Consider the following 11,237-nt stretch of genomic DNA (forward strand, 5'->3'; position numbering starts at 1 on the left):
GTCGCGGTCTCGTCACGCAGTCGCTGCAGCGTCCTTGCGCTGGAAGCCCTTGCTCGCCACCATCAGGCTGCGCGTGTAGTCCTCGCCGATCCGCCCGGCCACGAGATCCGCCGAGGACAGGCGCTCCACGACACGTCCACCCTGCATGACCGCCAGCCGGTCGCACATATGGGTGACGACGCCGAGGTCGTGGCTGACCATGATAAAGGTGAGCTTGTGGTTGCGCCTGACCTGTTCCAGCAGGTTCAGGACCTCGGCCTGAACCGAGGCGTCGAGGGCCGAGGTCGGCTCGTCGAGCAACAGGATCGATGGCTCGAGGATCAGCGCACGGGCGATCGCAACGCGCTGACGCTGGCCACCCGAGAGCTGATGCGGATAGCGGAACCGGAACCCGGATCCGAGACCGACCTCGTCAAGCGCCTTCAGGATGCGGCGTTCGCCATCGGCCACACCGTGGATCGCCAGGGGTTCTAGCAATTGCCGGTCGATCGTCTGGCGCGGGTGCAGCGAACCGTAGGGATCCTGGAAGACCATCTGCACCGCGCGATAGAAGGCCTTGTCGCGCTTTGCCCCCTGCAGAACGCGATCATGCACGCGAATGGTGCCGCCCGTGACGGGCGCCAGACCGGCGATCGCTCGGAGCAAGGTCGACTTGCCCGACCCGGATTCGCCGACGAGCCCGAAGGATTCGCCCGGCGCGATCTCGACGCTGACGTCGTTCAGCGCCTTGAAGTCGTCATAAGTGACGGAGAGGTTGGAAACGGAAACGGCTGATGTCATTGAGCCCACTCCGGCTTGCGGTCGAGAACCGGCAGGGGATGACGATCGGACCCGATCGCCGGCATGCAGTTCAGCAGCCCCTGGGTATAGGGATGCTTGGCGTTGGCAAGTTCGGAGGCTGCCAGTTCCTCGACGATCCTGCCGGCATACATGACGATCACCCGGTCGCAGAAGGACGAGACCAGGCGCAGGTCGTGCGACACGAAGATCAGACCCATGCCGCGCTCGGCAACCAGCTTGTCGAGGATACCAAGCACTTCGAGCTGTACCGTCACGTCGAGCGCCGATGTCGGTTCGTCGGCAATCAGGAGCTCCGGCCCCGCAACCAGCATCATGGCGATCATCGTGCGCTGCCCCATGCCGCCCGAAACCTCGTGCGGATAGAGATCGTAGACGCGCTTCGGATCGCGAATCTGCACGGCCGCGAGCATGTCGAGCGCCCGCTCCCGGGCTTCCGCCCGGCTGACATTCTCGTGCTGCCTGAGCGTCTCGACGATCTGCCGGCCGATGCTCATGACCGGGTTCAGCGAGTACTTCGGGTCCTGCAGGATCATGGCGATGCGCTTGCCCCTGAGATCCCGGCGGACCTTCGGCGATGCGGAGAGCAGATCGGTGCCGTCAAAGGACAACTGCTTGGCGGTTACCTGCGCATGACCAGGCGTCAGCCCCATGATGGCGCGGCCCGTTTGCGACTTGCCGGAACCGCTTTCGCCGACGATGCCGAGGCGTTCGCGGCCGAGCGTGAAGGAGACGCCGCGCACGGCCTCAACGAGGCCGGTGCGGGTCGGGAACGAAACCTTGAGGTCTTCAACGGTCAGAAGCGCACTCATTGGCCGCTCTCCCGGGGATCGAGGGCATCGCGCAGGCCGTCGCCAAGAAGGTTGAAGCCGAGGCTGACGATCAGGATCGCGATGCCGGGCATGGTCGCCACCCACCATTGGTCGAGGATGAAGCGCCGGCCCGAAGCAATCATCGCGCCCCATTCCGGCAGCGGCGGCTGTGCGCCGAGGCCGAGGAAGCCGAGGCCCGCCGCGGTCAGGATGATGCCGGCCATGTCGAGCGTGACGCGCACGATCAGCGACGACATGCACATCGGCATCACGTGACGGAAGACGATGCGAATGGGCGACGCGCCCATCAGTTGCACCGCGGCAATATAGTCGGAGTTGCGCACCGTCAATGTCTCGGCGCGGGCGATACGCGCATAAGGCGGCCAGGAGGTGATGGCGATCGCGATGACGGCATTCTCGATGCCCGGGCCGAGTGCCGCGACGAAAGCGAGCGCCAGGACCAGCTTGGGGAAAGCCAGGAAGATGTCGGTGATACGCATCAGCACCGCATCGACCCAACCGCCCGCATAGCCGGCGACCGCGCCGACGATCAGGCCAATGGGTGCCGCGATGATGGCAACGAGCAACACGACGGCGAGCGTCAGCCGCGACCCGTGGATTAGCCGCGAGAGGATGTCGCGGCCGAGATCGTCGGTGCCGAGCAGGTAGCCGGGGCTTCCAGGCGGCAGCAGCCGGGCATTGGCGAGATCGCCGAGATAGGGGGAATGCGGCGCCAGGAAATCGGCGAAGGCCGCAACAAAGACCAGCGCCAACAGGATGATGAGGCCGAGAACGGCGAGCCTGTTGGCGGCAAAGCGCTGCCAGGTCATGTAGGCGCGGCCGAGACGGGCCTGTGTGCGCGATTGCGGGCGATCGGACAACAGCCATTCGCGGCGCGTCATCGGACGTGTTTCGGTAATGGTGCTCATCGCTGACGCGTCCTCGGGTCGAGTGTCCGGTAGAGAAGATCGGACAGCAGATTGATGCCGATGAAGACCGAACCGATGACGATGGTGCCACCGAGGACGGCGTTCATGTCGGCGTTCTGCAGCGAGTTGGTGATGTAGAGGCCGAGGCCCGGCCAGGCGAAGACGGTTTCGGTCAGCACCGAGCCTTCGAGCAGGCCGGCATAGGAGAGCGCAATCACGGTCACGAGCGGCACCGCCGCGTTTCGAAGCGCATGCCCCCAGATGATCCGGGTCTCGGACAAGCCCTTGGCGCGCGCCGCGACGATGTATTCCTGCTGCAATTCATTGAGCATGAAGCTGCGCGTCATGCGGCTGATATAGGCGAGCGAGAAATAGCCGAGCAGCGCGGCCGGCAGGATGATGTGGCGGAAGACGTCCCAAAAGACGTCCCACTGCCGTTGCCAGAGCGAATCCAGGAGATAGAAGCCCGTGATGGGCGTGAAGGTGTATTCGAACACGATATCGATGCGGCCCGGATAGGCGACCCACTTCAGCCGCGCATAGAAGACGAGCAGCGACAGAAGCGCCAGCCAGAAGATCGGCACCGAATAGCCGACGAGGCCGATGACGCGCACGATCTGGTCGGCGATGCTGCCGCGCTTCACGGCGGCAAGCACTCCGAGCGGCACGCCGATCAGCGCGCCGATGAGTGTACCGAGCGTCGCAAGCTCCATCGTCGCGGGAAACACACGGCGAATGTCGGTCATGACCGGATTGGTCGTCAGCACCGAAACGCCGAAATCACCGGTCAGCGCCTGGCGGACATAGATGAAGAACTGTTGGTAGAGGGGCAGGTTCAGCCCCATCGCCTCGCGCGTCCTTTCGACGACGTGCGTCGGCGCCCGGTCGCCGAGGACGGCGAGAACCGGGTCGATCGGGATCACCCGGCCGATGAAGAAGGTGACGGCCAGAAGACCGAGATAGGTCGTGACGACGACGACGAAAAAGCGCAGCACGGCTGCCGCGATCTTGCCGGGACGGGCGCGTTTGCGCCCGTCCACGGTCCCTGTTCCGCTCATGCTCAAGGGAACGATCCTTTCGGTTTATTCCTTCGAGACGGCTTATTCTTTTGTGATACCGGCAACGAAGTTGGTGTCGAAGCTCGGACCGAGCTTCAGGCCCTTGACGTTGTCGCGGTAGCCGGCGACTTCGGTCTGCTGGAAGATGATGACGAAGGGGCTTTCGTTGAGCACCGTCTTCTGCAGTTCCTTGTAGGTCTCGGCACGCTTGGCACTGTCACGCTCGAGCAGCGCTTCCTTGGTCTTCTTCGTCAACTCCGGAACGTCCCAGGCATTGCGCCAGGCAAGCGTCTTGTTCTTGCCCTCGTCCGAATTGTCCGGGTTGCTGGTGAAGGTTTCCGCGTTGGAGTTCGGATCGAAGTAATCCATGCCCCACTGACCGATGTACATGTCGTGGTTACGGGCCCGATACTTCGTCAGCGTCTGCTTGCCGTCGCCGGGGATGATTTCGAGCTTCACGCCGGCTTGGCCGAGCGTCTGCTGGAAGGATTCGGCAATGCCGGTGACCGGCTGGCCGTTGCGAACATCCATGGTGACGGTGAAGCCGTCGGCCAGGCCGGCCTTTGCGAGCAGTTCCTTCGCCTTGGCGACGTCGAGCTTGTAGGGGTTTTCGTCGAGAGCACCGAGCACGCCCTTCGGCAGGAAGCTCTGGTGGATTTCGCCGATACCCTTGATGATCGTCGAGCCGAGCGCATCATAGTCGACCAGATACTTGAAGGCCTCGCGTACCTCGGGCTTGGCAAGGTTCGCATTCTTCTGGTTGAGGCTGATGTAGTAGACCGTGCCCTTGGGCGCACTGGTGGCGGCCAGATCCGCGTTCTTCGAGACGGCATCGAGATCGCCGGGCTCGAGGTTGCGGGCAACGTCGATATCACCGGCTTCAAGCGCCAGGCGCTGGCCGGAGCTTTCCTTCATGTGGCGATAGATGACGCGGGCGAGCTTTGCCTGTTCGCCATAATAATTGTCGTTGCGTTCGAGAACGATGACTTCGTTGGCGCGCCATTCGCGCAGCTTGAACGGACCGGAGCCGGCATAGCCGGTCTTCAGCCATTCATTGCCAAAATCGTCGTCGTACTTGAAATCTTCGCTTGGGGTTACAGCCTTGGCGTGTTCGAGAACGAGCTTCTTGTCGAGCACAGCGGCAACGGTCGCCGTCAGGCAGTTCAGGACGAAGCTCGGTGCATAGGGCTGGTCAACGGTGAAGACGAAGGTCTGTTCGTCCGTAGCCTTCGCCTTTTCCGTCACGTTGTCGCCGGTAAGGCCGAACTGGGTAAGGATGAAGGCCGGGCTCTTGTCGAGCTTCACGGCGCGTTCGAACGACCATGCGACGTCCTCAGCGGTCACGGGATTGCCGGAGGCAAACTTCAGGCCGGACTTGAGTTTGAAGGTGTAGGTCAGACCATCGTCGGACACGGTCCAGCTATCGGCGAGATCGCCGACGACCTTGGAGGTATCGTTGATGTCGAGGCGCACCAGCATGCTGTAGGTGTTGCCGGTGATTTCGGCGGCGGTCAGCTCGAAGGCTTCGCCCGGATCCATGGAAATGACGTCGTCAATCGCAAAGGCTTCGACCAGCGTGTCCTTCGGCGTTTCGGCGAAGGCCGGCGCGGTCGCGGCCATGACCATGGCCAGCGCCGCCGAAGCGGTCAGAAGACGAAAACGTCCGTTGAGCTTGTGCATCATTTTTGCAGTTCCCTCGTTTGCGCCCTTTTGGGCCCCTTCTTCATGGTTCAGGCGGCCTCGTGCCAAGCCTGTCCCAGAACTCTCCACCAGTTCTCCCGGCATATCTTGGCCAGTTCGGCGTCACCATATCCGGCACCTCTCAGTGCAGCAACGAGCGCCTGGTTACCGGCTGCGTCGGCGATCCCCTCGGGGATCGTCGCACCATCGAAATCCGATCCGAGCGCCACGCATTCGATGCCCATGCGCTCGACCATGTAGTCGACATGGCGAACCATGTCGGAAAGCGGTGTCGCCGCATTCTCCTGGCCATCGGCACGCAGCATCGTCGTCGCATAGTTGAGCCCGACGAGGCCCTTGCTTTCCTTGACGGCGTCGAGCTGCCGGTCGGTGAGGTTGCGCGCAACCGGCGTCAGCGCATGCGCGTTCGAATGGCTGGCGACCAGCGGCTGGTCCGTGGTCTTTGCGACGTCCCAGAACCCCTGCTCGGTGATGTGCGCGAGATCGATCAGGATGCCAAGGCGATTGCAGGCGCGCACCAGTTCAAAACCCGCCTCGGTCAAGCCCGGCGCCGTGTCCGGCGACTTCGGATAGGAGAACGGCACGCCATGGCCGAAGACGTTGTGGCGGCTCCAGACCGGCCCAAGCGAGCGCAGTCCGGCGGCATGGAAGGTCTCAAGTGCCGAGAGATCAGCACCAATCGCCTCGCAGCCTTCCATATGCAGGACGGAAGCGAAGATGCCGGCCTCGACCGCACGGCGGATCTCGCCGGTCGAACGGCAGAGTTTCCATGCTCCTGCCCGGTCGAGCCGAACGGCGATGTCTGCGAGCTCCATGGCGACGGCCAGCGACGGCAAGTGTTCGAGGGGCGCCGAAAGCGGCGTTTCATAGTGGCCGTTTTCATCCGGCGGCTGCAGGATCAGATCGCCTGAGGGCACGTAGATCGCAGAGAGACCGCCAATGAGGCCGCCCGCCTTGGCGCGCGGCGCATCGATATGGCCCTCGCCGATACCGTCGACGAATTCGCGGACCGGGTCGGAACCCTTCCGGGCGTTCTGCCACAGGCGCAGAAGCACGTCGTTATGGCCATCGAAAACCGCCTGCATTCCTGAATTCCTTCATCATTTCAGGGAGATCGAACAGGCCGTTTACGGCCGTGTCCGGGAGAAAGTCGTGGCGATGCTATTGAAAGGCCAAAGCCTTTTCAATGAATATCAGGGGGTTTTACCCAGGCCTGCCTGTAGCGAAATGTTGCATGATTGCCGCAATCTCGCCGTCAAACACAGCGGCAACAGGTGCGCAATGCCGATCAAGGGATGAAAATCCGCCGTTTCTAATGCAAGGAAATAGCTTGGTCCCGATGGCCGGGATGTCGCACCGCATGATGCGGTACTGGGGGGTTGGTTGCTGCGTCCGTTTTCACTCGCAGGTTCGCAAGGGCATTGGAGCCGCGTCGCCGCCACGCTCCTCCTCGCCGTAACCCTCGCTGCCTGTGCCGGCCGTCCGGTGGGCGTGCTCGTTCCTTCAGGCACGACGGGTGGCGCCTCCGAGGTCGACCTGATGGTCGCGACAACACGCGCCCCCACGGCGGAACCGGGCGTGCTTTTCAGCGGCGAACGGTCGGACCAGCTTTCCCTGACGGAAATCGTCGTTTCCATCCCGCCGGAAAAGAACCGCGAAGTCGGCCAGGTGCAATGGCCGAAGAAGCTCCCGGCCAATCCGGAGCGCGACTTCTCCACGGTCAGCGTCACGCCGCTGCATCAGGGCAACGACGTCCAAAGCTGGCTGAAGGGAAATCTGCCGAAGAGCCGTCGCGTGCTGATCTTCGTGCACGGCTTCAACAACCGCTACGAGGATGCCGTCTACCGGTTTGCCCAGATCGTGCACGATTCCGGCACGGACGTCGCTCCGGTCATCTTCACCTGGCCCTCGCGCGCCAGCATCTTCGACTACAATTACGACAAGGAAAGCACCAACTATTCGCGTGATGCGCTGGAGGAACTGCTTCGACGCGCCTCGAGCAACCCCCAGGTCAGCGAAATCACCGTCATGGCCCACTCCATGGGCTCGTGGCTGACGGTTGAGGCCCTGCGCCAGATGGCGATCCGCGACAAGCGCATCGCGCCCAAGATCACCGACGTCATCCTGGCGTCGCCCGATCTCGACGTCGATGTCTTCGGCCAGCAGATCCGCGCCATGGGCGACAAGCGGCCGAAGTTCACACTGTTCGTGTCGCGCGACGACCGGGCGCTGACCTTGTCCAGGCGCATTTCCGGCAATGTCGACCGCCTTGGGCAGATCGACCCGACCGCCGAGCCTTACCGTACGCAACTGGAAAAGGCCGGCATCAGCGTCATCGACCTGACCGCGCTGAAGGGCGGCGACAAGCTGAACCATGGCAAGTTCGCCGAAAGCCCGGAGGTCGTGCGCCTGCTCGGCAACCGCCTGATCGCGGGCCAGACCGTGACCGATTCCGACGTCGGACTTGGCGAACGCCTGGGCGCCGTCACGCTCGGCGCCACACAGACCGTCGGCAACGCGGCGAGCCTCGCGGTCTCGACGCCGATCATGATTTTCGACCCCAACACCCGCAAGAACTACAACGAGCAAGTACGACGTCTCGGCCAGTCGGTGGAAAACACCGTCGGCGCAACGGTAACACCCTGACGCGCGGACCCTGTTGCATAAACCCTTGGCATCAATCGAGGGCAAATTATGCAGCAGTTCAGGGTGTTACAACGGCCCTAGCGTGCCTTAGAAGACGCGGGGTCCAGTACCGCATTCGGCGGTCCGTGCTGTGAAACACGGATCGCCGAATGGGCTTTCGGGGGAGCTGAAATCAGCCCTTGAACGAGGCGGCGGGCGGCAATGGCTACGCCGCCGGCCCGGCCAGTGCGTCAAACCGCGAGTTCGCGCCGTCCCGCTTCCGTCTCCATCGCCAGGTCGAGCACCTTCTGCAGGTTTGCCGCGTGGCGGAAGCCCGGATCTTCGGTCTTGCCCACGCGAACCGCAGCCACGAACCGCTGGTAGTTGGTCGGAACGGTACCTGCATCGACGTCGCGCCAGGTGGCGGTCTCGACATCGGTGCCGAGACAGGCGCGCAGCGTGGAACCATCGGGCGTGTGCACCACTTCGAGCGCGCCCTTGTCGCCATGCAGCCGGAGCCGCAGTTCGTTCAGATGTCCCGTCGCCCAGCGGCTGGCATGGATGACGCCCATGGCGCCATTGCCGAATTCCGCCGTCATGACGAAGCTGTCATTGGCGTCGAGGTCATATTCACCGATGCGGTTGCCGGGCGCCTTGTCGAAGGTCTTGAGGCGGGCGAAGATCCGGGCTGCATCCGTCCCGGCCCCGTAGCCGGCAAAGTCGAGGATATGGATGCCGACATCGCCGAGCACGCCGTTCGAGCCGTGCTTGGTCGAGAGCCGCCACAGCCACTGCGATTCCGTCGCCCAGTCGCCCCAGGCCTTGGAGACGAGCCAGCTCTGCAGATAGGAGGCCTCGAGATGGCGCAACTGCCCGACCTCACCGGCGAGCACCATCGCCCGCGCCTTCTGCAGCGGCGCAACATTGCGATAGGTGAGGTTGACCATCGTCACCAGGCCGGAGCGCTCGGCGACTTCCGCCATCTCCGCCGCCTTGGCGTAGTTCTCGGCGAGCGGTTTCTCGCAGAGCACGTGCTTGCCGGCCGCCAGCAGTGCCAGCGTCGTCGGGTGATGCGCCTTATCCGGCGTCACGTTCGTCGCCGCATCGAACTTGCCCCAAGCGATCGCCTCGTCGAGCGACGTGAAGGCCTCGGCAATGCCGTGCTTCTCGGCAAAGGCACGGGCGCGCGACGGATCGACATCGACGGCGCCGACCATTTCAACGCCGTCGATCTTGGCAAAGGCCTGGGCATGGCTGTTCGCCATGCCGCCGGTTCCAACAACAAGAAGACGCATCGTTCTCACCTATATCCTGCTTCGCCGGCCTGGTGCAGCTTCGGTCCACGTTCGACGATCGGCTCCAGCGCCTTTTCGACCGGCACGTTCGGCGCATCATGGATCGCCGTGTAGCGATTGTCGGGGTTGTAGGCCCACTTCACCGAATTGCGCAGCACCTTCTGCACATTGGCGTCGTGATAGGTCGGATAGGTCTCATGGCCGGGGCGGAAATAGAAGATGTTACCGGCGCCGCGACGCCAGGTGAGACCCGAACGGAACACTTCACCGCCGGCAAACCACGAGATGAACACGGTTTCGAGCGGCTCGGGAACCGAGAACTGCTCGCCATACATTTCTTCGTTCTCGAGCACGAAATTCTCTTCGAGCCCCTCGGCGATCGGATGGCGCGGGTTGATCGCCCAGACGCGTTCGCGTTCGCCGGCCTCGCGCCACTTCAGCGCGCAGGGTGTTCCCATCAGGCGCTTGAAGATCTTGGAGAAATGGCCGGAATGCAGCACGATCAGGCCCATGCCCTCCCAGACGCGCTTGGCGACCCGCTCGACCACCTCGTCGCTGACGGCGCCGTGATCCTTGTGGCCCCACCACAGGAGCACGTCGGTATTGGCCAGACGCTCGACGCTAAGTCCGTGTTCCGGTTCCTGCAGCGTCGCGGTCGTCGCTTCGATCGCGCTTTCCGTGTTCAGCGCCGCTGCGATCGTGTTGTGCATCCCGTTCGGATAGATGCTGCGGACCACCTCGTTGGTCTGCTCGTGGATGTTTTCGCCCCAAACGACTGTTCTGATAGGCACGTTCATTCTCCTTGCGTTTTGCCCGTTTCGGGCCTGTCGTCGTACGATAGATGGCGCCGCCGGGAATGGGCGACCCCGAAGCTCAAAACTGCCTCTCTGTTCATCAGGGTTTGTCAGGCCGCCCCTTTCATCGGCATGCGACCCAAGGCCTGCCCCTCCGCATCGAAGCGGTGGATGTTGTCGCCGACTGGCGAGATCTGCACCGTCTCGCCCGGCCGGTGAAGCGAGGTGCCGCCTTCCCGGACGATGACCGGTTCTGCAGCGCCGATGTCGAGATAGATATAGCTGTCGGATCCCAGCATTTCCGAATGCACCACCGAGCCCGACCACTTGCCGTCCCCTGCCCTGATCTCCAGATGTTCGGCACGGATGCCGATCGTGTGCGCATCGTAGGGAGCGGCAAGGGCGCCGGTGAGGAAGTTCATCTTCGGCGAGCCGATGAAGCCGGCAACGAACACCGAGTTCGGGCTCTCGTAGAGCTCGAGCGGCGTGCCGATCTGTTCGACCCGACCATCCCGTAGCACGCAAATGCGATCGGCCAGTGTCATCGCCTCGACCTGGTCGTGGGTGACATAGATCATTGTCGTCTTGTGCATGCTGCGATGCAGTTTGGCGATCTCGATCCGGGTCGCCACCCGGAGTGCTGCATCGAGATTGGAGAGCGGTTCGTCGAACAGGAAGACCTTGGGGTCGCGGACGATCGCCCGGCCGATCGCGACGCGCTGCCGCTGGCCGCCGGAGAGCTGCCGCGGAAGCCGCTTGAGATAGGGCGTAAGCTGCAGCATCTCCGCTGCCGCCTCAACGCGCTTCTTGCATTGCTCCTTGTCCTTGCCCGCAAGCTGCATGCCGAAGGACATGTTCTCGAAGACGGTCATGTGCGGATAGAGCGCATAGGACTGGAACACCATCGCGATGCCGCGCTTCGACGGCGTCAACTGGTTGACCACCTGCCCGTCGAACGAGAGTGTCCCCGAAGAAATGTCCTCAAGCCCGGCGATCAGGCGCAGCAGCGTGGACTTGCCGCAGCCGGACGGCCCGACGAAGACCATGAACTCGCCGGCCCGGATATCCATGCTGACGCCCTTGATGACCTCGAAGGCGCCGAAGGACTTGCGGATGTTGCGCAATTGAAGTTCTGCCATGTTTTCCTCCTCAGATCACGATTGTTTTGGGTCGAGCCGACCCAAAACAATAACGTCATCGATTCCAATAGGTTAGAGCGGGATAC

At 63.0% G+C, this 11,237-nt stretch carries 10 protein-coding genes; 1 reads left to right on the forward strand and 9 read right to left on the reverse strand.

Annotated features, from left to right (window positions below):
• Positions 1 to 12 precede the first annotated feature (12 nt).
• From ACQ5BM_RS23150 to ACQ5BM_RS23175, 6 genes are read right to left on the reverse strand one after another with little or no spacing between them, the layout of a single operon-like run.
• Complete coding sequence (locus tag ACQ5BM_RS23150; RefSeq protein ID WP_429816451.1) at positions 13 to 780, reverse strand: ABC transporter ATP-binding protein; 768 nt, start codon at positions 778 to 780, stop codon at positions 13 to 15.
• The gene (locus ACQ5BM_RS23155) at positions 777 to 1,610 is read right to left on the reverse strand and encodes an ABC transporter ATP-binding protein (protein ID WP_429816454.1); all 834 of its coding nucleotides are present in this window, start codon (positions 1,608 to 1,610) and stop codon (positions 777 to 779) included. Before ACQ5BM_RS23155 ends, ACQ5BM_RS23150 begins: the two co-directional genes overlap by 4 nt.
• Complete coding sequence (gene nikC, locus ACQ5BM_RS23160) at positions 1,607 to 2,539, reverse strand: nickel transporter permease (RefSeq protein ID WP_173517538.1); 933 nt, start codon at positions 2,537 to 2,539, stop codon at positions 1,607 to 1,609. Before nikC ends, ACQ5BM_RS23155 begins: the two co-directional genes overlap by 4 nt.
• On the reverse strand, positions 2,536 to 3,579 hold the full coding sequence (locus ACQ5BM_RS23165; RefSeq protein WP_429816458.1) for an ABC transporter permease: 1,044 nt from the start codon (positions 3,577 to 3,579) through the stop codon (positions 2,536 to 2,538). The genes nikC and ACQ5BM_RS23165 overlap by 4 nt, the downstream gene beginning before the upstream one ends.
• Positions 3,580 to 3,639: 60 nt before the next feature.
• Positions 3,640 to 5,280 (reverse strand): ABC transporter substrate-binding protein, encoded by a 1,641-nt coding sequence (locus ACQ5BM_RS23170; RefSeq protein ID WP_429816461.1) that lies wholly within the window; start codon positions 5,278 to 5,280, stop codon positions 3,640 to 3,642.
• Positions 5,281 to 5,327: 47 nt separating this feature from the next.
• Positions 5,328 to 6,383: a dipeptidase gene (locus ACQ5BM_RS23175; RefSeq protein ID WP_429816463.1), complete on the reverse strand. Its 1,056-nt coding sequence runs from the start codon at positions 6,381 to 6,383 to the stop codon at positions 5,328 to 5,330.
• 298 nt (positions 6,384 to 6,681) lie between these two features.
• On the opposite strand from ACQ5BM_RS23175, the gene ACQ5BM_RS23180 reads away from it, so the two are divergent.
• The gene (locus tag ACQ5BM_RS23180; protein WP_429816466.1) at positions 6,682 to 7,944 is read left to right on the forward strand and encodes an alpha/beta hydrolase; all 1,263 of its coding nucleotides are present in this window, start codon (positions 6,682 to 6,684) and stop codon (positions 7,942 to 7,944) included.
• 230 nt (positions 7,945 to 8,174) lie between these two features.
• Here the strand turns inward: ACQ5BM_RS23180 and ACQ5BM_RS23185 are convergent, their stop codons facing one another.
• The 3 genes from ACQ5BM_RS23185 to ACQ5BM_RS23195 form a co-directional block, all read right to left on the reverse strand.
• Entirely contained in the window at positions 8,175 to 9,218 is a 1,044-nt protein-coding gene (locus ACQ5BM_RS23185) for a Gfo/Idh/MocA family protein (protein WP_429816468.1), read from the reverse strand.
• Positions 9,219 to 9,223: 5 nt separating this feature from the next.
• Positions 9,224 to 10,015 carry a ThuA domain-containing protein gene (locus tag ACQ5BM_RS23190; RefSeq protein WP_429816471.1) on the reverse strand — a complete coding sequence of 264 codons (792 nt, stop codon included), beginning with the start codon at positions 10,013 to 10,015 and terminating at the stop codon, positions 9,224 to 9,226.
• A 107-nt stretch (positions 10,016 to 10,122) separates the two neighbouring features.
• The gene (locus ACQ5BM_RS23195) at positions 10,123 to 11,151 is read right to left on the reverse strand and encodes an ABC transporter ATP-binding protein (RefSeq protein WP_429816473.1); all 1,029 of its coding nucleotides are present in this window, start codon (positions 11,149 to 11,151) and stop codon (positions 10,123 to 10,125) included.
• Between the last annotated feature and the right edge of the window lie 86 nt (positions 11,152 to 11,237).

Source organism: Ensifer sp. B1-9 (assembly GCF_050474445.1).
Lineage (GTDB): Bacteria > Pseudomonadota > Alphaproteobacteria > Rhizobiales > Rhizobiaceae > Ensifer.

Bases quoted from the DNA above. Each gene is read 5' to 3' on its own strand.
- nikC (WP_173517538.1), bottom strand. From the start codon at position 2,539: ATGAGCACCATTACCGAAACACGTCCGATGACGCGCCGCGAATGGCTG.
- ACQ5BM_RS23150 (WP_429816451.1), bottom strand. From the start codon at position 780: ATGACATCAGCCGTTTCCGTTTCCAACCTCTCCGTCACTTATGACGAC.
- ACQ5BM_RS23155 (WP_429816454.1), bottom strand. From the start codon at position 1,610: ATGAGTGCGCTTCTGACCGTTGAAGACCTCAAGGTTTCGTTCCCGACC.
- ACQ5BM_RS23195 (WP_429816473.1), bottom strand. From the start codon at position 11,151: ATGGCAGAACTTCAATTGCGCAACATCCGCAAGTCCTTCGGCGCCTTC.
- ACQ5BM_RS23170 (WP_429816461.1), bottom strand. From the start codon at position 5,280: ATGATGCACAAGCTCAACGGACGTTTTCGTCTTCTGACCGCTTCGGCG.
- ACQ5BM_RS23175 (WP_429816463.1), bottom strand. From the start codon at position 6,383: ATGCAGGCGGTTTTCGATGGCCATAACGACGTGCTTCTGCGCCTGTGG.
- ACQ5BM_RS23185 (WP_429816468.1), bottom strand. From the start codon at position 9,218: ATGCGTCTTCTTGTTGTTGGAACCGGCGGCATGGCGAACAGCCATGCC.
- ACQ5BM_RS23190 (WP_429816471.1), bottom strand. From the start codon at position 10,015: ATGAACGTGCCTATCAGAACAGTCGTTTGGGGCGAAAACATCCACGAG.